Genomic DNA, 20,210 nt, shown 5'->3' on the forward strand with positions numbered 1-20,210 from the left:
GGCCCTACGAGCCGAGGAAACCCGTGAGTGACAACCCATTCGGATTCGGCCTTCCGCCGGAGGAGCCGGAGGACGGCGACAACGGCAAGCAGAAGGGCGGCCAGGGAGGTAACCAGGGCCCCGCGAATCCGTTCGGGTTCGGCGGCGGGAGCGGTGGCGCGGACAATCCGTTCGCGGCGCTCTTCGGCGGCATGGGCGGGCCAGGGGGCGAGATGAACCCTGGCGACCTCGGAGCCGCCTTCCAGAAGCTCGGCCAGATGCTCTCGTACGAGGGCGGCCCGGTGAACTGGGAGATGGCCAAGGACATCGCGCGCCAGACGGTGGCGCAGGGCGCCCAGGACGGCAGCAAGGACGCCAGCGTGGCGCCCGGTGAGCGGGCCGCGGCCGAGGAGGCCGTGCGCCTCGCGGACCTGTGGCTGGACGGCGTGACGTCGCTGCCCTCGGGCGCGAACACCGTCGTGGCCTGGAGCCGCGCCGAGTGGGTCGAGGAGACCCTGCCGGTGTGGAAGGAGCTCGTGGACCCGGTCGCCGAGCGCGTCGGCGCCGCGATGGGCGACGTGCTCCCCGAGGAGATGCAGGCCATGGCGGGCCCGCTGCTCGGGATGATGCGCTCCATGGGCGGCGCGATGTTCGGTACCCAGATCGGGCAGGCGCTCGGCACGCTGGCCGGCGAGGTCGTCGGCTCCACGGACGTCGGGCTGCCGCTGGGCCCGGCCGGCAAGGCCGCCCTGCTGCCGGGCAACGTCGAGGCGCTCGGCTCCGGCCTGGGGGTGCCGCCCGAGGAGGTGCGGCTGTACCTGGCCCTGCGCGAGGCCGCCCACCAGCGTCTCTTCGCCCACGTACCGTGGCTGCGCTCGCACCTCTTCGGTGCGGTCGAGGGCTACGCACGCGGCATCAAGGTCGACACCAGCAAGCTGGAGGACGCGGTCGGCCAGCTCGACCCGGCCCACCCCGAGCAGCTGCAGGACGCGCTGCAGCAGGGCATGTTCCAGCCCGAGGACACCCCGGAGCAGAAGGCCGCGCTGGCCCGTCTGGAGACGGCGCTGGCCCTCGTAGAGGGCTGGGTGGACGCGGTCGTGCACGCGGCCGCCGCCCCGCACCTCCCGTCGGCCGACGCGCTGCGCGAAACGTTGCGGCGGCGCCGGGCGACCGGCGGCCCGGCGGAGCAGACCTTCGCCACCCTGATCGGCCTGGAGCTGCGCCCGCGGCGCCTGCGGGACGCCTCGCGGCTGTGGGCCTCGCTCACGGACGCGCGCGGCCTGGACGGCCGGGACGCGCTGTGGTCGCACCCGGACATGCTCCCCACGGCGCAGGACCTGGACGACCCGGACGGCTTCGTGCACCGCGAGCAGCTGGACTTCTCCGAGCTGGACGCGATGCTCGGCGAGGCCGCGAAGGGCAAGGGCACTGCCGAGGGCGGCAAGCCGGACCTGACCAAGCGGGAGGGTGCCGAGGGCGAGCGCCCCGAGGGCGACGGTTCCGAGGGCAAGGACGGCGGCGAGGGCGACGGCGCCAAGTGACCGTGAGCCTTCATGAGAACGCGGCGCGGGTCCTCAAGGAGTGGCCCGCGCCCGCTCCCGACCAGGAGCAGCTTCGGCTGGCGTACCTGGACCACCTGGCCGCCCACCCGGACGGCATGTGGAAGCCCTGCGGCGACGGGCACCTCACGGCGAGCGCCCTGGTGATCGACCCGTCGCGCGGCCGCGTGCTGCTCACGCTGCACAAGAAGCTGCGGATGTGGCTGCAGATGGGCGGCCACTGCGAGCCCGGGGACGCCACGCTGGCGGACGCGGCGCTGCGCGAGGCGCGCGAGGAGTCCGGCATCGACCGGGGGCTCACGCTGCTGCCGGGCGGCCCGGTGCGCCTGGACCGCCATCACACGCCCTGCGCGTGGCACTTGGACGTGCAGTACGCCGCGCTGGCCCCGGAGGGCGCCACGGAGGCGATCAGCGACGAGTCACTGGACCTGCGCTGGTTCCCGTACGACGAGGTGCCGGACGTGGCCGACGAGTCGGTGGTACGGCTCGTGGAGCGGACCAGGGCGCTGCTGTAGGACGCGCGGCGAGCGGGCCCGGCACAGGAGTGCCGGGCCCGCTCGCGCGTCTCTGAGGGGCGCCTGAGGGCGCCCTGCTCAGTTCGTGAAGATGTTGCCCTGGTTCTGCCCGTGGGCGCCGCGCTGCCCCATCCCGTACTGGGCGGCGAGGCCCTGCCCGATGACGGCGTTCTGCGGCGGCAGCAGCTCGCTGGGCTGGACGAGCGCGTAGCCCTGTCCGAGGAAGCTGAGCTCCCAGCCCTCGCCCGTGCTGCCGCGGCGCCGCCACACGCCCGAGGAATGCGTCTGCGCCTGCATCTGGACGCGCAGCGAGGTCGACCAGGCGACCACCGCGTCCGCGTCGGCGTTGACGTACTTGTCGGGCGTCACCTGCATCATCAGGGGCTGGCCCGAGGTCATCAGCGCGACCTTGCCCCGGCCCGAGATGTTGAGCTGGTACTTGCCGGTGCCCGAGATGCCGTACTGGCTGTCCACGGAGATGACCTCCCAGTGGAGCGTGGAGTCCAGCGCGAGCACGTAGTTGCTGTCGACGGTCAGCCCGTCGTGGTCGACGTCCACGAGATGGACGTGCTGGGCGAGGTTGGCCAGGTAGACCGTGCCCTGTCCGGAGACGCGCATCAGGTCCAGACCCTCGCCGGCCCGGGCGCGCCGCCGCTGCTGGTTCGGGGTCTGGTACTCCCCGTCGAATTCGAGCAGCCCCTGATAGGCGACCATCGTGCCCTTACGGGCGAGCAGGTCCTCGTGGCCGGTCAGCGCGACCCGCAGCAACTGCGGGTTCTGCAGCGCGTACCGGTCCTGGGTCTGCGCCTCGGTGTAGGCGAAAAGCGGGCTCTGCATGGTGACGTAATTCCTCCCCCTCAGCCCCGGGCCCGGAGCCGGTCGGCGCTGTCCTCGCTGGGCTGTACGACCACGAAGCCCTGGCCGGAGAAGCCGAGCTGGTACGCCTCGCCGCTGCCGCGCCCGATCATCGAGGACGCCTTGAAGCTGCGCTTGCCCTTCACGTTCAGGTTCGTCGACCAGGCCACGAGCGCGTCCGGGTCCACGTAGGTCTCGTCCTCGCCACGGCCGCAGTCGACGACGATCGGAGTGCCGCGCGAGGTCAGCGCGACCCATCCGGTGCCCGCGATCCCCACGTTGAACAATCCCTGGCCCGCGAACTTCGCCATCCCCTTGACGCGCTGCACGCCCCACTGGAGGTGCGCGTCGAAGGCGAGCAGGTTGGTGCCGTTCACGGAGATGGCGTCGTCGTTGAGGTTCAGGCACACGACGTCGGCGCCGTAGTCGGCGAGGTAGAGCAGGCCGTCGCCGCTGGCCTTCATGAGGGGCGCGCCCTCGCCGGTCAGCCACTGGGAGGCCATCTGGCGCACGGCCGGCGGGTTCGGCTCGTACTGGACGAAGCCTTCGTAGGCGACCATCGAGCCGGTGCGGCAGAGGACGTCCTGACCGCTCTGCATGGCGATCTTCACCATCGCACTGCCGTGGTTCTCCATACGGACCGCGGGTGCGGTCGGGGCGTAGCCCGAAAGCTGCTGCTGAGTCATGACGGGCTCCCTCAGACCTCGTAGGGCTGGACGACGATGAAATTGCCGGGAGCGCCCCGGAACTGGAGGTTCACGGTCTCCCCCGAGTGGCCGGGGTACGCGCTGCGGCGCAGCCGCACCTGGCTGGAGATGATCACCTGGGAGGCGGCGGACCACGCGACGATGGCGTTGGCGTCCGCGAAGGTGGTCGGCGTGACGGGCAGGACGACGGGAGTTCCGGCGGTCTTCACGACCACCGTGCCGGTGCCCTGGAACTGCATGGTGAACAGCGCGCCTCCGGGGATGCCGTGCCCTTCGATGCGCCGCACTTCGTGCTGCAGCGACTCGTCGAAGGCCAGCACGCTCTCGGCGTTGACGCAGATCGCGTCGCCCTGCAGCTCGATGGGGTGCACATGGGCGCTGTTCTCCGCGAAGAAGACCTGCCCCTGGCCGGAGCAGCGCATCAGCTGCATCTCCTGGCCGGTGGCGTTGCCCACGATGCGGCCGCGGAAGCCGGCGCCCTTGTAGCTGAAGTCGACCTTGCCCTGGTAGAGCACCATGCTGCCCTGGCGGGCCAGCACCGGCTGTCCGTCGACGCCGAGGTCGACCCGGATCAGCTTCTCGCTCTGGGGCGTCCAGCGCTGCCCTGTGGGGGCCTCGCGGTACTTCTGCAGCGAGGCTTCCAGCCCCGCGCCGGGACCGCCCTGCTGCGGTACGGCGTACTGCCCGCTGCCCTGCGGCGCGGGCTGCCCGTAGGCGGGCGGCTGCTGACCGTAGGGACCGGGCTGGGCGTACGGGCCGGGTTGGCCGTACGGGCCGGGCTGGGCGGGCGGCGGCGCGGGCTGGCCCGGGTGGGGCGCGGGCTGGCCCGGGTGGGGCGCGGGCGCCGGCGGCGCCATGGGGGCGGCGATGGTCGGCGCCGCGTGCATCCGGGCCTGCTGGTCAGGCTGGTTCTGCTGGTTCTGCTGCGGAGCCGTCGGCTGCTGGGCGGGGGCGGGCCCGGGCTGCGGGGCGTACGGCTGCGCGGGCTCCGGGACCGTGGGCTGCTGCGGGGCACCGAAGCCGGGCGCCGGGGCAGGTTCCGGGGTCGGGGCAGGCGCCGGGGCCGGCTCGGCGGCGGGCGGCGCGAAACCGGGCGCGGGCTCCGCTGCGGCAGGCGGTGCGAAGCCGGGTACGGCGTCCGGCTGCGGCGCGGCCTCCGCCTCCTCGGCGACCTCGCCACCGAAGTTCTTCAGCAGCGCCTCCAGTCCACCGTCGAACCCCTGCCCGACAGCCGCGAAGCGCCACACGTCCTTCATGTAGAAGTCGCCGAGCATGACAGCACGCTCGGTACTGAACTCGGACCCCGTGAAGGAATACCGCGCGACTTCTTCGCCCCCTGCGACGATCCGGATGTACCCCGGACCGATCTGCGACATCTGGCCCGCACCGTCGATCGCCGCCGTGAAGGACAGCTTCTGTACGTGCTGCGGGATCCGGTCGAGCGTGACCCGGAAGGACTCGGTGTCACCGGCCTGCGCACCGAGCTGCTGGAGGGACTCCTCGGGCGACTTCGGCTGGTTGAAGAAGATGAAGTACCGGTCGTCGGACAGCTTTTCGTCGGCGTCGAGGCCGAAACAGCTGATGTCGAAGGTCAGACCGGGACCGGCGATCCGCACGCCCACGTACAGATCCGTCCCCGCGGTCAGGTCACTGATCCTGGCCTTGTGGCCCCGTTGGAATTCCCTGGCCATACGTAACGACCGTCCCCCATCCGAACTTGATTGCGTCGCGCGTCAGGCTAACGGCTGGTACGTATGCGGCACGATGCCGGGGCTCGACGGTTCTGTCACGAAAGCGGCGGCCGTGGCGGTACCGCCGTCACTCGCTGCGCGCTGCGGGCAGGTGCGGCAGCCGGTCGGCGGCGACCACTCCTTCGAGGTAGCCGCGCGCCCGCTCCGTCCGGGGATACGCCGTCAACAGCTCCCAGAAGCTGGGACCGTGTCCGGGCACGAGCAGATGGGCCAGCTCGTGCACGAGTACGTAGTCGATGACGTACTCCGGCATGCCCTGCAGCCGGTGCGAGAGCCGGATGCTGCCCTCGGCCGGCGTGCACGATCCCCATCGGGTGTTCTGGTTGGTGACCCAGCGCACGGACGCGGGGCGGGCCCGGCCGCCCAGGTACTGCGCCGACAGCCGCTCGGCGCGCTCGGCCAGCTCGTCGTCGCCCAGCATCCGCTTGCTCTCCTGGGCGGCCAGCTTGTCCAGCATGACCGTCACCCAGCGGCGCTCCTCGGCCTCGGACATCCGGGCCGGGATCAGGACGACGGTCCGGTCGCCCTCCCGGTACGCGGAGACCGTGCGCCGCCGCCGCGAGCTTCTGCGCACCTCGACCGCGCTGGTCGCGGACGCGCGGCTCTGTGGGCTCGCTACGGTCCTGCGCTGCGGGTCGGCGGCACGGTGCGGTGGGTCGGCGGGCACGCCCCGACGTTACCTTCTGGCGCCGGGCGAAGTCCCGTCTCCGAGCCGGGTTGCGGGCGAAACCCTCCACGACGGGTACAGAGACGCTCGACGCTTGTACGACTAATCGCGCCTTCTGTGGATAACTTCCGGCACCGATCCGGCCTTTGCCGCATGCTCGAGCCGTACGACAGATCCGGACCTCCGCGAACGGCCGGAAGACCACCGCGAAGTCCATGATCACCGACCAGAAGTCCGTGACCACCCGTCCCGCTCCACGGCACCACCGACCGGCACCGCATCAACGGGGGATGACATGCCGCACCCACACCCGACCATCTCACCACCCGCGCCTCCCTCACCACCCGAATCGCCGAAATCCACCTCCCTCCCCCGCCCCTCTCCTCTCCCCTCTCCCCCGTCGGCTCCCCTCCCTTCCCCGCATCCGATGCTCAAGCCGGCTCTGCGGCGTGGCTGGCCGGACAGGGACACCGTGCGCTTCGGCGTCGCCCCGGCCCACGCCGTGGTGATCGGTCCCATGGACAGCGCGACCGGCAGCTTGCTGAGCCTGATCGACGGCACCCGCAGCGTGGAGCAGCTGGAGCGCGAGGCCAAGGCGATGCAGCTGCCGCCGGGCCACGCCCGCGAAATCGTCGGCCGCCTGGACGCCGCCGGGCTGCTGGAAGCTCCGGCCCGCGGCACCCCGGCGGCCGAAGCCCTCCAGGCCGATCTCTCCGTCTTCGACCGGTTACGCCCCGACCTCGCCGCCCTGTCGGCACGCCATCGGGACTCGGCGGGCGCGGACGAACGGATGTGGGCGCGCCGCTCCGCGCGAGTACTGGTGCGCGGCACGGGACGGGTGGGCGCGTCGATCGCGGCGCTGCTCTCCGCGGCGGGCGTCGGGCAGGTGGACGTGCTGGACAGGGGCCTGGTCGAGCCCTGGGACGTGCTGCCCGCCGGCTTCCGCCCCGATCACGTCGGCGAGCGGCGGGACGTGACCGCCCGGCGCCTGGTCAGCGCCTCCTCTCCATGGAGACGACGAACCGGCCGCCCCGCCCGGACCACCGGCGGCGCGTCCGCCCCGTCCGATGGGCTCCCGCACTCCCTCACGGTGCTCGCCCCGCGGGACGGCCTGGCCGCCTATGCCCCCGACCCCGGGCTCGCCGAGTCGTACCTCGCCTCCGGCATACCCCATCTGTACGTGGGCGTGATCGAGGCCACGGGAGTGGTGGGCCCGCTGGTCCTCCCCGGCGACTCGGCCTGCGCCCGCTGCTGGGAGCTGCGCCGTACGGACGCCGAGCCGGCCTGGCCCCTGCTGCTGGCCCAGTGGCGTTCGGGCCGCGCCGCGCCGGTCGTGCCCGCGTGCGACGCGGCGCTGGCCACGACGGTGGCGGGACTCGCCGCGACACAGGTCCTGACGTTCCTCGACGGGCATCTGCCACCCTGTACGGGCGCACGGACAGAGCTTGCGCTCCCCTGTATGAGCTGGGACACCGATCAGATCGAGGCTCATCCCGAGTGCCCTTGTGGCGCGGCGCGCTCCTCCGCCACCGCAGCCGCCTCGGATCCTCGTCCCCGACGCGCAACAATGACGGAGTAACCCCACCCGGGGCCAGCGCGAGTTGGAGGGGCGCATGCCGGCACAACCTCACCCAGCGGTCACCGATCCCACGAACACCGACCGCGCCGTCCCTACCGCCCTCAGCGTCCCGGCCGCGCCAACCGACCCCTGCGTTCGCACCGAACTGACCGCTCGAACTGCTCCATCCGCTTTGATCGATCCGACCGCTCTGACTCACCTGACCTGTGGGAACAACGCTCCCGGCCGAGTCGGGACCTTGGGAGGACGCGCACATGTCTGATCTGCCGCGCAAGGCCGTCGTCCGGACCGCCAAGCTCGCCGCCCTCCCTCTGGGCTTCGCCGGACGCACCGCGCTCGGACTCGGCAAGCGCATCGGCGGGCGGCCGGCGGAGATGATCGCCACGGAGCTCCAGCAGCGCACCGCCGAGCAGCTGTTCGCGACGCTGGGCCAGCTCAAGGGCGGGGCGATGAAGTTCGGGCAGGCGCTGTCCGTCTTCGAGTCGGCGCTGCCGGAGGAGATCGCCGGGCCGTACCGCGCCGCGCTGACCAAGCTGCAGGAGGCGGCGCCGCCGCTGCCCTCCGCCACCGTCCACGCGGTGCTCGCCCAGCGGCTGGGCGAGGACTGGCGGGAGCTGTTCGCGGAGTTCGACGACAAGCCGTCGGCCGCGGCCTCGATCGGGCAGGTGCACCGGGCGGTGTGGCACGACGGCCGCGAGGTCGCGGTGAAGGTGCAGTACCCGGGCGCGGGCGAGGCGCTGCTCTCGGACCTCGCCCAACTGGGCCGGTTCGCGCGCCTGCTGGGCCCGCTCATCCCCGGGATGGACGTCAAACCGCTGATCACCGAGCTGCGGGACCGGGTCTCGGAGGAGCTGGACTACGGCCTGGAGGCGGCGGCTCAGCGTACGTATGCCGCGGAGTTCGCCGACGATCCGGACGTCGTGGTGCCGGCCGTCGTCCATCAGGGCGACGAGGTGCTGGTCACGGAGTGGATGGAGGGCGTGCCGCTCTCCGAGGTGATCTCGGGCGGCAGCCCGGAGGAGCGGGACCGCGCCGGACAGCTGCTGGCCCGCTTCCTCTTCTCCGGGACCTCGCGCACGGGCCTGCTGCACGCCGACCCGCACCCGGGCAACTTCCGGCTGCTGACCGGGCACGCGCCGGACGGGCCGCCGGAGGAATGGCGGCTGGGAGTACTGGACTTCGGTACGGTCGACCGGCTGCCGGACGGGCTGCCGCCCACGATCGGCACCTCGCTGCGGATGACACTGGACGGCCGGGCGGACGCGGTCTACGAGCTGCTGTGCGAGGAGGGCTTCATCAAGGACTCCGTCGACCTGGAGCCGGACGCGGTACTGGACTATCTCCTGCCGATCATCGAGCCGGCACAGGCGGAGGAGTTCACCTTCACCCGGGGCTGGATGCGCAACCAGGCCGCCCGGGTCGCGGATCCCCGCTCCCCGGCCCACCAGCTGGGCAAGCAGCTGAACCTGCCGCCGGCGTACCTCCTGATACACCGCGTGACGCTGAGCACGATCGGCGTCCTGTGCCAGCTGGGCGCGACGGTCCGGCTCCGCGACGAACTCACCACGTGGCTACCGGGCTTCGTCGAGTCCGCTCCCATCCCCACCCAAGCCGTCCGTGAGCCCTGTTCCGACGTGACCGCAGACGAGGAGGACGCGGAAGAAACCTCCGCCTGAAGCGCGGGGGCCGGCGCTCGCCGATCTCGGCGTGGAGGGGGCCGGCGAGCACCCTACGAACCGGTGATCACCACCAGGCGGAGTCCAGGCGGGATTCGATGGCGCGGAGGTGGGTGCGGGCGCAGGACTCGCAGAAGTAGCGGCGAGTGCCGTTCTCGACGGAACAGGTCCAGGTCGTGGGCGTGCCGTCGGCCACCGCGCCGCACCGGGCGCACACCGTGCCCTCGCCGGACCCGCTGGACCCGCCGGGCCCGCCGGTCGGGGCGGACCACTCGGTCCGGTCGGTTTCGTCGGTCAACTCCGCCCGTTCATGCGTCTCATGGTCCACTGCCCGACGATATCTCCGCCAAGGCCGACAATACGTGCACAACGCACCAGTAAGGCGGTGCGTGTCGGAGCACGACTCCGGCATCCGGCGCACGGGCCCGCCGCCCCGGCGCACGGTTCACTCACGGGGTGCACGTTCCATCACAACGGCGCACGATCTGATCGGGATATGACACCGCGCGATCCGGCACGGTCCGGCACGATCCACGCCCGGACGTCATCGCTCAGATTCCCTCTCCGAGCCACTTCCCCACCAACCACCGAACACCAACCACCGAGCACCGAACGCCAAGAACTGAACATCAGGCGCCCCAAAGCGCGTAGCGCGCCGCACTGCCCGGGAAGGGCGTGGGGCGCGCTACGGGTTGGACAGGCGACGCGCGGGCGTCACCGGCGTCACCGCGTCACCGGTGTCACTGCATGACGGCCATGGCCAGGGCGCGGCGGGCGCGGAGGGAGACGCGTTCGGCGCGGCGCTGCATGCGCCGGGCCGTGGCGAGCCGGAGGGCTCTGCGTTCGGTCTCGGCCTCGCGCAGGCGCTGATGGATATGGGCCCTCGCCAGGGCTTCTGGGATGAGTTGCATTTCACGGGTCCTGTTCTGGCGACGCTCGTTCGCGCCGGAGTTCGCGGGGGCGGGGGTGTCGGTGAAGGAGGGGTTCATCGTCGGGTCCTGCTTCTGGGGGTCCCGGGTGGCGGGACGGTCGATCGTTCCTGTGCCGGTGGTGTTCATGCCGCGACCGGGTTCTTGCGCGGACGGCCACGCGGGCGCTTCCGGGGGACGACGACCCCCTGGACGAAGAGCTCACCGCCCCAGACACCCCAGGGCTCGCGGCGGTCCTTGGCGCCGGCCAGGCACGCTTCGCGCACGGGGCAGGTCTGACACAGCGACTTGGCGTACTCGACGTCGGCCGGCGACTCGGCGAAGAAGACCTCCGGGTCATAGGTGCGGCACGGGACGGCGGCGCCGAGGCGGTCGATCTCGTCGTCGAGCTCGGTGAGGGGCAGCAAGGGGTTCTCCTGGAGGTCGGGCGGGGGATTCAGGTCGGTGGCGACGGACGGGGTGTGCGTCTGGAGTTGCACGGTGGTGTGTTCCTCGTCTTTTCGGCCCGGCTGGTGGCTGGGCTGTCGTGTGGTCCCCTCTGCCGGCTGCGGAGGGGCAAACAAAAGGGCCGCGGATCCCGGTGTGGGTTCCGCGGCCCTGGAAGGTGCCGACCTGATCTCGCCGATCAGGCTGGATCACTCCAGGGTTCGAGCCCGCGGAAGGCCCACATGCTGTTCTGCTGCGTGAAGTACTGAGTCGTGGCGTACTGAGTCCGGGATTCGGCACCATTGGCCGCCGCGAAGGCAAAGGCGTGCGCGTTTGCCGCTGCTGCTACCTCAGGTGCCTTGGTCGGTCGCTCGCTGCGCTCGCGAATCGGAAGAATCGCGAGGGACACGGGACGCACTGCCGCGACGCCGGACGGACGGACGGAACCGGACAGGCCGGCTCCGGACAGACCGGTGCCATGGAGCGAAGAGCCGAGCGGGCAGGTGGCGGCGACCGAGAGATCGGTCATTTTCTGGGTCTCGATGAAGCTGATCACTGGTCTCGCCTCCTTTCGGCGTCTTCGGGGACCGATGCGGACCGGTCCGGGTCGTTCAGTACAGCACGAATCCAACGGTTCTCGGAAGGCCCGTTGTCTCCGTGCTTCCGAAGGCTATGGGGATGCGCTCCGCGCGCGCAAACTATTTTTCCGACGACTTTTGCGCGTCGCAGAAACCGTTCCCCGGAAGCCCTCATTCCGTAGCGTCCTCGTCACCTCCGGCCTGGTCCGCCGCGAGTTCTCCACCGGGGAGTTCCTCCCCCGCGCACAGGGCCAGGACGTCGGCGCCGAATCTGCCGAGCTTGCGCCTTACCACTCCAGGGATGCTCGCCAGCTCCTGTTCGGTTCCCGGAACGGCTTCGGCTATCGCCATGAGTGTCTTGTCGGTGAAGACGCAGAATGCCGGCTGGCCCAGCGCGGCGGCCTGCGCCTCGCGCCACTCCCGCAGCCGCTCGTACAGCCCCTCGTCGAGGTCGGAGGGGCAGTCCTCGCAGCGCATCAGCTTCATCTCGCCGCCGTCGGTGAGCACCCGGCCGCACACCCGGCAGCGGATCGGCCCGCGGCGCTTGCGGCGGACCGCTTCCCGCTCCGTACCCGGACCGGCCGCTCCGCCGCCGACGCCGCGCTCGATACCGCCGCCCCCGCCGGGCGAGCGGTGTCCCGTCCCTCCTGAGCCCGGCCGCAGCCCCTTCAGGAACCGGCTGGGACTCCGGTGGGCCCGGCCGCCAGGAGACCGCGAGAGGGACCAGGAGAGGCTCAGGTGCCGCCGGGCGCGCGTGATGCCGACGTACAGCAGGCGGCGCTCCTCCTCCAGCTGCTCGTCCGTCTTGGCGTACGTGATCGGCAGCATGCCGTCGGTGAGGCCGACCAGGAAGACCGCGTCCCACTCCAGGCCCTTGGCCGCGTGCAGCGAGGCGAGCGTCACACCGTCGACGGTCGGGGCGTGCTGCGCGTTCGCCCGCTCGTCGAGCTCGGCGACCAGGTCGGCGAGGGTGGCCCCGGAGCGGGCCCGCGCGAAGTCCTCGGCGAGCCGGACCAGCGCCGCCAGCGACTCCCAGCGGTCTCGCACTGCGCCGGAGCCGGCCGGCGGCCGGTCGCCCCAGCCCATCTCGCTGAGCACGGCCCGGACCTCGGAGGGGAGGTCCATGGCGTCGTCCAGCAGGGCGTCGTTCCCGCCGAAGCGGGCCGCCGCGCGCAGCTTGTGCCCGGCCTCGCGGACCTCCGGACGCTCGAAGAACCGCTCGGCCCCGCGGAGCTGGTACGGCACGCCCGCGTCGGCCAGCGCCTGTTCGTACACCTCGGACTGGGCGTTGATGCGGAACAGGACGGCTATCTCGCCCGCGGGCACGCCCGAGGCGATGAGGTCCCGGATCCGGCGGGCCGTGCCCTCCGCCTCGGCGGGCTCGTCGCCGTACTCGGTGTGCACCGGCTCCGGGCCCGCCTCGCGCTGGGAGATCAGCTCCAGGCGGTGCTCGGCGGCGCGGCCGCGGGCCTGGGCGAGGAGGCCGTTGGCGAGACGGACGATCTGGGGGCTGGAGCGGTAGTCACGGACCAGCTTCACGACGGTCGCGCCGGGGTGGCGGGTGCGGAAGTTCAGCAGGTGATCGGGGGTGGCGCCGGTGAAGCTGTAGATCGTCTGGCTGGCGTCGCCGACCACGCAGAGGCTGTCGCGGTCGCCGAGCCACAGCTCCAGGAGGCGCTGCTGGAGGGGGCTGACGTCCTGGTACTCGTCGACGACGAAGTGCTGGTACTGGGCGCGGACCTGCTCGGCGATGTCCGGGCGCTCCTGGAGCACGCCGACCGTGAGCAGCAGCACGTCCTCGAAGTCGATGACGCCGCGGTCCCGCTTGAGGTCCTCGTACGTGCGGTAGATCTGGGCGATCTCGGCGGGGTCGCGGGGGGCCTCGCGGGTCGCCTTGGCCACGGCGGCGGGATAGTCGGCGGGCACGGTCTGGGTGACCTTGGACCACTCGATCTCGCTCGTGACATCGCGCAGCTCCGAGCGGTCCAGCCGGATGCCGGAGCGGGTCCCGGCCTCGGCGACCAGCTGGACCTTGCGGTCCAGCAGCCGGGGGACCTCGCCGCCGACGGCCTTGGGCCAGAAGTACTGGAGCTGGCGCAGCGCGGCGGAGTGGAACGTCCGGGCCTGGACACCGCCGGCGCCGAGCTGGCGCAGCCGGCCGCGCATCTCGCCCGCCGCGCGGTTGGTGAACGTGACGGCCAGGACGGTGTTCGGCTGGAGGATGCCCGCGCGGACGCCGTAGGCGATGCGGTGGGTGATCGCGCGGGTCTTGCCCGTGCCCGCACCGGCCAGCACGCAGACGGGGCCGTGCAGCGCGGTGGCGACCTCGCGCTGCTCGGGGTCGAGCCCTTCCAGCACCGCGTCGGCGTCCGCCGGGGCGGCGGGGAAGTTCGTCGCCTGCGGTGCCTGCGGGAAGAGGGTGGGGTCCGTTGCTGCTGTCACCCCGCCATGCTGCCAGGTCCACGGCGGCGGCCGGGAATGTTGTCCACAGCCGGGCCGTGCGGTCATATGAATGCGCGCGTCCCGTGGACGGCCGGGAATGGCCGGGGGTGGTGGCGCGTTAAACCTTCCGGCCGCGGCAGTCGCCGCGGTCCCCAGCAGCACAGCTGATCACAGCACACAGCTGACCAGCACGAAGGAGTACGGGACTCATGGCGGGCACTGTCACGATGTACAGCACCACCTGGTGTGGTTACTGCCGTCGGCTCAAGAGCCAGATGGACCGCGAGGGCATCGCGTACACCGAGGTCAACATCGAGCAGGACCCGGAGTCGGCGAAGATCGTCGAGAAGGTGAACGGCGGCAACCAGCTCGTACCGACGGTCGTCGTGGTCCCCGAGAGCGGCGGCGAGCAGCACGCGATGGGCAACCCGCCGCTGGCGTGGATCAAGGAGAAGCTCGGCGCCTGAGGCCCGCGGCCCGACGCTGAGGGCCGGAACCCCATGGGTTCCGGCCCTCACGCATGTCCGCGGCCGCTACGGCTTCGGCAGCGGCTTGCCGTACCAGAGCTCGATCAGGCGGGCCGCGATGGAAATGCCGTACGGCGGCAGCACCTCGCCCGATTCGAACGCCTCGCGCAGGTCCTCGCGGGAGAACCAGCGGGCCTCCTCGATCTCCTCGCCGTCCACCTGGATCTCCGGCGAGGTGGCGCGCGCCATGAAGCCGAGCATCAGGCTGGAGGGGAAGGGCCAGGGCTGGCTGGCGACGTACTCGACGTCCCCGACGACCACGCCGGCCTCTTCGAAGACCTCGCGCCGCACCGACTGCTCGATGGACTCGCCGGGCTCGACGAAGCCGGCGAGCGTGGAGAACCGGCCTTCGGGCCAGTGCACCTGGCGGCCGAGCAGCGCGCGGTCCTCCTCGTCGGTGACGAGCATGATCACGGCCGGGTCGGTACGCGGGTAGTGCTCGGCCCCGCAGGCCGGGCAGCGGCGGATGTGGCCGGCGGCCGCGATGACCGTGCGCTCGCCGCAGCGCGAGCAGAAGCGGTGCAGCCGCTGCCAGTTCTCCAGGGCCACGGCGTGCACAAGAAGGCCGGCGTCGCGCTCGGACAGCAGCAGGCCCGCCTCCCGCAGCCCCGCGGGGCGCGCGGACTGGTCCATGCGCCCCGGCAGCGAGTCCTTCTGCAGCGCGAAGTACCGGACGCCGTCCTCGTCCTGGCCGAGGTAGTAACGGTGGGTCTCGGTCATCGGCGCCTCGAAGGAGGGCGTCATGACCAGTTCCGTGCGGCCGTCCGGGGTGTCGTCCACCAGCGCCTGACCGCCGGAGACCACGAAGACGCGCGTCGTCGGGTGGCTCCACGCCGCGGCGAGCCATGCCTCGTCGAGTCGGTGATGCGCGCTGCGGTCGATGCCGCTGTCGGCGCTGAAGGTGATGGGCCGGTCTGCGTGGTGATCGATCCGGGTGGTCACGGGTGTTTCCAACTCCCCCTATGCGAGAGGTGCGGGCTGCGTACGGATGTGCGGCGGCGGCACTACGAGGGGCCGCGGCCGCGAAGGGCTGGTCACGCCGGCCGCCAGTTCTCCGCCAGGTCGCCCCACAGGTACGCCGTGGTCTCGACGCCCTTCATGAGCAGGTCCAGCTCGACCTTCTCGTTGGGCGCGTGCCAGCCGTCGGAGGGGACGGAGATGCCGAGGAAGAGCACGGGGGCGCCGAGCGCGTCCTGGAGGTCGGCGGCGGGTCCGGAGCCGCCCTCCCGGGTGAAGCGGACCTGCTGCCCGAAGGCGCGGCCCATCGCGCGGGCGACCGCCTGCAAAGCGGGGTGGTCCAGCGGGGTCAGACAGGGCCGGGTGGCGCCCCAGAAGGTGATGTCGTGCCGGATACCGGCCGGCAGCCGCTCGGCGACCCAGGTGCGCACGGCCTTCTGGACGGCGTCCGCGTCCTGGCCCGCGACCAGCCGGAACGACAGCTTCAGCTGCGCGCTGGACGGCACGATGGTCTTGCCGCCGGGGCCCTGGTAGCCGCCGCCGATGCCGTTGACCTCGGCCGTGGGGCGGGCCCAGACGCGCTCCAGTACCGAGTAGCCCGCCTCGCCCAGGGCGGCGTGCGAATGGGCCGTACGCAGCCACTGGTCCTCGTCGAAGGGCAGCTCGGCGAAGAGCTCCCGCTCGCGCTCCGTGAGCTCGATCACGCCGTCGTAGAAGCCGGGGATGGCGACCCTGCGGTCCGCGTCGTGCAGCGCGGCGGCCAGCCGGGCCGCCTCGGTGGCCGGGTTCGGCACGGCGCCGCCGAAGGAGCCGGAGTGGATGTCCTGGTCGGGGCCGTACAGGTCGATCTGGCAGTCGGTGAGGCCGCGCATGCCCGTGCACACCGTCGGGGTGTCCTTCGCCCACATACCGGTGTCGGAGACGATCACCGCGTCGCACGCGAGGCGGTGCGCGTGCTTCGTGATCAGCGCGGGGAAGTTCGGCGAGCCGGACTCCTCCTCGCCCTCGATGAGCAGCTTGAGGTTGACGGCGGGGGCGGTGCGGCCGGTCGCTTCGAGGTGCGCCCGCACCCCGAGGGTGTGGAAGAACACCTGGCCCTTGTCGTCGGCGGCGCCGCGTGCGTACAGCTTGCCGTCGGCCGTGTGCGGCTCGAAGGGCTCCGTGTGCCAGCCGTCCTCCCGGGCGGCGGGCTGCACATCGTGGTGGCCGTAGACCAGCACGGTCGGGGCCTCCGGGTCGCCGGACGGCCACTCGGCGAACACCGCGGGCAGGCCCTCGGTCTCCCAGACCTCGGCGGTCGGGAAGCCGGTCTCGGTGAGCTTCGCGGCGAGCCATTCGGCGCTGCGGCGTACATCGGGGGCGTGGCCGGGGTCGGCCGACACGGAGGGGATGCGCAGCCAGGCGCCGAGGTCGTCGAGAAAGGCGTCACGTCGGCTGCTGATGTACGTGCGGACAGCGCTGTCCGGGGTGCTGCTCATACCCCTGAGCCTATCGGCCCCCGTGGGTCGTACGGTCGCCGGTCTCACCCCCGTGACCGGCCGGGTACGCCCGGTCGCCGCCGTACGCCTCCGCCGCGCCGTCCGGGGCCTCGCCGAGCAGGATGCGCTCCAGCTCGCGGCGGCCGGGGAGCCGGGCGGGGCGGACGACCTCGCCGCTGCGTACGTACACGAAGGCGGCGCGCACAGCGGACAGCGGGACGCCGCGCTGCTCGGCCCACCCCAGGCGGTACAGGGCCAGCTGGAGCGGGTCGGCGTCCTGCCCGCGGCCGGTCTTCCAGTCGACGATCTCGTAGGTGGGGCCCGTGTAGCCGTCCGCCGCCCCCGGGTCGGGGTCCTGGCGGTACACCGCGTCGATGCGGCCGCGGATGAGCCGGCCCGCGAGGGTGAGCTGGACCGGTGCCTCCACTCTGTAGGGCGTGCGCTGCGCATACGGGGTGCGCGCGAACGCCTCCTTCAGTAGGGCGAGGTCCCGCTCGTCGGCGATGCCGTCCCCGTCAGGCTCGTCGTCGGCCGCGCCGGGCAGCTCCTCGGGGCCGAGCATCGGCAGCGTCAGCTCCTCGAAGCGGGACTCGACCCAGGCGTGGAAACGCGTGCCGCGGCGGGCGGCGGGCTGCGGAGGACGCGGCATCGGGCGGGCCAGCTCCCGCGCGAAGCCGTCCGGGTCGGCGGCCAGCCGCATCATCTGCGAGGCGCTGAGCGAGGCCGGCAGCGGCACGTCCTGGACGCGCGCCCTGGACCTGCGCAGCTCGCCCGCCAGCGCGTCGAGGTCCCGGTCCCAGGAGGCGATCGCCCGCCGCTCCTCGGGGGCGAGCGCGGCCGCGGCGTCGGCCGCGGCGCCGTCCCGGGCCGCGGGGACGGTGGGGGCGGTGTCACCGGAGTACTCGGGAGAGCCCGGGTGTGCGGGGTCGGGTGCGGGCGCGGGGACCTCGGCCTCGGACTCGGCGGCGTCGATCCCTGCCGGGGCGCCGTCGGCGGGGGCGTCCGCGGCCGCTTCGAGGTGCCGCAGGCGCTCCAGTACCGCTTCCGCCGCCGCTCGGCGCCGGGTCATCGCCTCCGGGTCCAGCGGGAGCGGCCACTCCCCCGTGCCGTCATCGGCCGCCGCCAGGAGGGCCGGGTTCTCCGCGTCCTCCTCGGGAGGCTCGGCCCATTCCTCGATCTCGCCGTGGCCCGCCTCGCAGTGTGCGCGCAGCGCGTCCAGGAAGGCCGAAGGGCCGCGCGGCTTCTTCTGGTCGGGGCCCCACCAGTGGCCGGAGCCGAGCAGCAGGGAGCGCGGGCGGGTGAACGTGACGTACCCGAGGCGCAGCTCCTCGGTGGACTGGTGGTCCTTCATCGCCTCCTTGAACGCCTTCATGCCGCGGCTGTCCCACTGCTGCACGTCGGGCAGGGTGTCGGCGTCGCCCCGCAGGCCGTGCGGCAGCACCTTGGCCTGGCTGGTCCAGGACTCGCGGGCCCGGCTGCTGGGGAACTGCTTGTCGACCAGCCCGGGGACCGCGACCACGTCCCACTCCAGGCCCTTGGACTTGTGGGCGGTCAGGACCTTGACCGTGTTCTCGCCGCCCGGGAGGGAGCTGTCCAGGCCCTTTTCGTGCTGCACGGCCGTGCGGAGGAAGCCGAGGAAGGCGAGCAGCGTGGCCTCGCCGTCCAGGGCGGCGAAGCCGGCGGCGATGTCGAGGAAGGAGCCCAGGGTCTCCCGGCGGCGGGCGGCCAGGGCGTGCGGGGAGGCGGACAGCTCGACGTCGAGCCCCGTGGTGGCCAGGACGCGGTGCAGGACGTCCATCAGGGGGTCGCCCAGGGAGCGGCGCAGGTCGCGGAGTTCGGCGGCGAGGTGGGCGAAGCGGACCCTGGCGTCGGCCGAGAAGGGCAGCCCGGCGCCCGGCGCGTCGCCCTCGGGAGCGGCCCCGTCCGTCCCGAGGAACGTGTCCAGCGCGTCGGCGAGGGAGATCACCTCGGCCGGGTCGGTGCCCTCCACGGCCTCGGCGAGGCGCCGCTCGGGGTCGTCGGAGGGGCCGTCGCGGTGCACGAGCGTACGGGCGAGGCGGCCGAGCAGGGCGAGGTCCCGGGGGCCGATCCGCCAGCGCGGCCCGATCAGGAGGCGGACCAGCGCGGCGTTGGCGGTGGGGTCCTGCAGCACCTCGCAGACGGCGACCAGATCGGCGACCTCCGGGAGGTGCAGCAGCCCGGAGAGGCCGACGACCTCCACCGGGATGTCGCGGGCGACCAGCTCGCCCTGGATGCGGGCGAAATCGCCGGCCGTGCGGCACAGGACGGCGATCTCGCCGGGCGGCGTGCCCGTACGGACGAGGTGCGCGAGGGAGTCGGCGAGCCAGCGCATCTCGTCGGCGTGGGTGGGCAGCAGGGCGCAGCGCACGATGCCGTCGCGCTCCGCGCCGGGCGCCGGGCGCAGCGCCTCGACGCCTTCGTGGCGCTCGCGCAGCGGGGCCGCCAGGCCGTTGGCGAGGTCCAGGAGGCGGCCGCCGCTGCGGCGGTTCTCGCTGAGCGCGAAGCGGCGGGCCGGACTGCCGTCGGCGAACGGGAAGTGCCGGGGAAAGTCGTCGAGGTTGGCCACGGAGGCGCCGCGCCAGCCGTAGATGGCCTGGCAGGGGTCGCCGACGGCGGTGACGGCGTGGCCGGTGCCCCCGCCGAAGAGCCCGGAGAGCAGCAGGCGCTGGGCCACCGAGGTGTCCTGGTACTCGTCCAGGAGGACGACGGCGAACTCCTCGCGCAGCAGGCGGCCCACTTCGGGGCGGGTGGTGGCGAGCGTGGCGGAGAGGGCGATCTGGTCGCCGAAGTCGAGGAGGTCGCGGCGGCGCTTCTCGCTGCGGTACGCGCCGACCAGCTCGAGCAGCTCCAGGCGGCCGCGCACCGCCTCGGGGACCTGGCGCAGCTCGGCGTTGCTGAGCTTGGCGGCGTCCAGCTCGGCGAGCAGCCGGGTGTCGTGCGCGCGCAGCTCCTCGGGGGTGACGAGGTGCTCGGCAAGCTCGCCGTCGAGGGCGAGGAGGTCCTCGACGAGGGTGGGCAGCGAGGTGGTGAGCGCGGGATACGGGCCCGGCGCCGTGCGCAGCACCCGGGCGGCGAGCTGGAAGCGGGTGGCGTCGGCGAGCAGCCGGGCGCTGGGCTCGACACCGATGCGCAGTCCGTGGTCCTTCAGGAGCTGCCCGGCGAAGGCGTGGTACGTGGAGATGCGCGGCTCTCCGGGGGCGTCGTCGGCGCCGCCCCGGTCGGCCGGCACCGGATCGGGGTCGGTCACGCCGGCCGCGAGCAGGGCCGTGCGGACGCGCTCGGCCAGCTCGCCCGCCGCCTTGTTCGTGAACGTCAGGCCGAGGACCTGCTCGGGGGCGACCTGTCCCGTGCCCACCAGCCAGACCACCCGGGCGGCCATGACCGTCGTCTTGCCGGAGCCGGCGCCGGCCACGATGACCTGCGGGGCGGGCGGCGCCGTGATGCAGGCCGTCTGCTCCGGGGTGAACGGGATGCCCAGCAGCTCTTTGAGCTGCTCGGGGTCGGTGATGCGTGCGGACACGTCCGAGACGGTAACGGGCGGCACTGACAACGGAGGAAAGCGGC

At 72.7% G+C, this 20,210-nt stretch carries 17 protein-coding genes; 5 read left to right on the forward strand and 12 right to left on the reverse strand.

Annotated features, from left to right (window positions below):
* Positions 1–23: 23 nt before the first annotated feature.
* The gene (locus tag ACIGXO_RS10480) at positions 24–1,520 is read left to right on the forward strand and encodes a zinc-dependent metalloprotease (RefSeq protein ID WP_399783185.1); all 1,497 of its coding nucleotides are present in this window, start codon (positions 24–26) and stop codon (positions 1,518–1,520) included.
* Between the two features lie 2 nt (positions 1,521–1,522).
* Entirely contained in the window at positions 1,523–2,053 is a 531-nt protein-coding gene (locus ACIGXO_RS10485) for an NUDIX hydrolase (protein WP_399783188.1), read from the forward strand.
* A 78-nt stretch (positions 2,054–2,131) separates the two neighbouring features.
* Here ACIGXO_RS10485 and ACIGXO_RS10490 read toward each other — a convergent pair whose 3' ends face one another.
* The 4 genes from ACIGXO_RS10490 to ACIGXO_RS10505 form a co-directional block, all read right to left on the reverse strand.
* Positions 2,132–2,890: an AIM24 family protein gene (locus ACIGXO_RS10490; RefSeq protein WP_031067362.1), complete on the reverse strand. Its 759-nt coding sequence runs from the start codon at positions 2,888–2,890 to the stop codon at positions 2,132–2,134.
* A gap of 20 nt (positions 2,891–2,910) precedes the next feature.
* Positions 2,911–3,594: an AIM24 family protein gene (locus ACIGXO_RS10495; protein ID WP_399783191.1), complete on the reverse strand. Its 684-nt coding sequence runs from the start codon at positions 3,592–3,594 to the stop codon at positions 2,911–2,913.
* Between the two features lie 11 nt (positions 3,595–3,605).
* Positions 3,606–5,306: a TerD family protein gene (locus tag ACIGXO_RS10500; RefSeq protein WP_399783194.1), complete on the reverse strand. Its 1,701-nt coding sequence runs from the start codon at positions 5,304–5,306 to the stop codon at positions 3,606–3,608.
* A gap of 127 nt (positions 5,307–5,433) precedes the next feature.
* Positions 5,434–6,033, reverse strand: a complete 600-nt coding sequence (locus ACIGXO_RS10505) for a M48 family metallopeptidase (protein WP_031067354.1) — start codon at positions 6,031–6,033, stop codon at positions 5,434–5,436.
* Positions 6,034–6,460: 427 nt separating this feature from the next.
* Between ACIGXO_RS10505 and ACIGXO_RS10510 the strand changes: the two genes are divergently transcribed.
* Both ACIGXO_RS10510 and ACIGXO_RS10515 read left to right on the forward strand, forming a co-directional pair.
* The gene (locus tag ACIGXO_RS10510) at positions 6,461–7,612 is read left to right on the forward strand and encodes a TOMM precursor leader peptide-binding protein (RefSeq protein ID WP_399783198.1); all 1,152 of its coding nucleotides are present in this window, start codon (positions 6,461–6,463) and stop codon (positions 7,610–7,612) included.
* A 254-nt stretch (positions 7,613–7,866) separates the two neighbouring features.
* A complete protein-coding gene (locus ACIGXO_RS10515) occupies positions 7,867–9,288 on the forward strand; it encodes an ABC1 kinase family protein (protein WP_399783200.1) in 1,422 nt (473 codons plus the stop codon).
* 67 nt (positions 9,289–9,355) lie between these two features.
* Here ACIGXO_RS10515 and ACIGXO_RS10520 read toward each other — a convergent pair whose 3' ends face one another.
* The 5 genes from ACIGXO_RS10520 to ACIGXO_RS10540 all read right to left on the reverse strand — a co-directional run bounded on the left by ACIGXO_RS10520 (position 9,356) and on the right by ACIGXO_RS10540 (position 13,729).
* Positions 9,356–9,586 carry a hypothetical protein gene (locus ACIGXO_RS10520; protein ID WP_399783865.1) on the reverse strand — a complete coding sequence of 77 codons (231 nt, stop codon included), beginning with the start codon at positions 9,584–9,586 and terminating at the stop codon, positions 9,356–9,358.
* Positions 9,587–10,028: 442 nt separating this feature from the next.
* The gene (locus ACIGXO_RS10525; protein ID WP_399783202.1) at positions 10,029–10,346 is read right to left on the reverse strand and encodes a hypothetical protein; all 318 of its coding nucleotides are present in this window, start codon (positions 10,344–10,346) and stop codon (positions 10,029–10,031) included.
* Positions 10,343–10,696, reverse strand: a complete 354-nt coding sequence (locus ACIGXO_RS10530) for a WhiB family transcriptional regulator (protein WP_399783204.1) — start codon at positions 10,694–10,696, stop codon at positions 10,343–10,345. The genes ACIGXO_RS10525 and ACIGXO_RS10530 overlap by 4 nt, the downstream gene beginning before the upstream one ends.
* Positions 10,697–10,842: 146 nt before the next feature.
* A complete protein-coding gene (locus ACIGXO_RS10535; protein WP_399783207.1) occupies positions 10,843–11,199 on the reverse strand; it encodes a hypothetical protein in 357 nt (118 codons plus the stop codon).
* Between the two features lie 193 nt (positions 11,200–11,392).
* Positions 11,393–13,729 carry an ATP-dependent DNA helicase UvrD2 gene (locus tag ACIGXO_RS10540; RefSeq protein ID WP_399783209.1) on the reverse strand — a complete coding sequence of 779 codons (2,337 nt, stop codon included), beginning with the start codon at positions 13,727–13,729 and terminating at the stop codon, positions 11,393–11,395.
* Between the two features lie 143 nt (positions 13,730–13,872).
* Here ACIGXO_RS10540 and ACIGXO_RS10545 point away from each other — a divergent pair, with 143 nt between their 5' ends.
* Positions 13,873–14,130: a glutaredoxin domain-containing protein gene (locus ACIGXO_RS10545; RefSeq protein WP_399783212.1), complete on the forward strand. Its 258-nt coding sequence runs from the start codon at positions 13,873–13,875 to the stop codon at positions 14,128–14,130.
* Positions 14,131–14,196: 66 nt separating this feature from the next.
* Here the strand turns inward: ACIGXO_RS10545 and nudC are convergent, their stop codons facing one another.
* From nudC to ACIGXO_RS10560, 3 genes are all read right to left on the reverse strand, one after another.
* Positions 14,197–15,132 (reverse strand): NAD(+) diphosphatase, encoded by a 936-nt coding sequence (gene nudC / locus ACIGXO_RS10550; RefSeq protein WP_030264181.1) that lies wholly within the window; start codon positions 15,130–15,132, stop codon positions 14,197–14,199.
* Positions 15,133–15,224: 92 nt separating this feature from the next.
* Positions 15,225–16,625, reverse strand: a complete 1,401-nt coding sequence (locus tag ACIGXO_RS10555) for a dipeptidase (protein ID WP_399783215.1) — start codon at positions 16,623–16,625, stop codon at positions 15,225–15,227.
* 10 nt (positions 16,626–16,635) lie between these two features.
* Positions 16,636–20,166, reverse strand: a complete 3,531-nt coding sequence (locus tag ACIGXO_RS10560) for a UvrD-helicase domain-containing protein (protein ID WP_399783218.1) — start codon at positions 20,164–20,166, stop codon at positions 16,636–16,638.
* Positions 20,167–20,210 lie beyond the last annotated feature (44 nt).

The sequence above is a fragment of the Streptomyces sp. NPDC053542 genome, assembly GCF_044544685.1.
Taxonomy (GTDB): domain Bacteria; phylum Actinomycetota; class Actinomycetes; order Streptomycetales; family Streptomycetaceae; genus Streptomyces.

Excerpts from the sequence above, each read along its gene's own strand:
- ACIGXO_RS10540 (WP_399783209.1), bottom strand. The coding sequence starts at position 13,729 with ATGACCGCACGGCCCGGCTGTGGACAACATTCCCGGCCGCCGCCGTGG.
- ACIGXO_RS10490 (WP_031067362.1), bottom strand. The coding sequence starts at position 2,890 with ATGCAGAGCCCGCTTTTCGCCTACACCGAGGCGCAGACCCAGGACCGG.
- ACIGXO_RS10500 (WP_399783194.1), bottom strand. The coding sequence starts at position 5,306 with ATGGCCAGGGAATTCCAACGGGGCCACAAGGCCAGGATCAGTGACCTG.
- ACIGXO_RS10510 (WP_399783198.1), top strand. The coding sequence starts at position 6,461 with ATGCTCAAGCCGGCTCTGCGGCGTGGCTGGCCGGACAGGGACACCGTG.
- ACIGXO_RS10525 (WP_399783202.1), bottom strand. The coding sequence starts at position 10,346 with ATGAACACCACCGGCACAGGAACGATCGACCGTCCCGCCACCCGGGAC.
- ACIGXO_RS10545 (WP_399783212.1), top strand. The coding sequence starts at position 13,873 with ATGGCGGGCACTGTCACGATGTACAGCACCACCTGGTGTGGTTACTGC.
- ACIGXO_RS10495 (WP_399783191.1), bottom strand. The coding sequence starts at position 3,594 with ATGACTCAGCAGCAGCTTTCGGGCTACGCCCCGACCGCACCCGCGGTC.
- ACIGXO_RS10555 (WP_399783215.1), bottom strand. The coding sequence starts at position 16,625 with ATGAGCAGCACCCCGGACAGCGCTGTCCGCACGTACATCAGCAGCCGA.
- ACIGXO_RS10515 (WP_399783200.1), top strand. The coding sequence starts at position 7,867 with ATGTCTGATCTGCCGCGCAAGGCCGTCGTCCGGACCGCCAAGCTCGCC.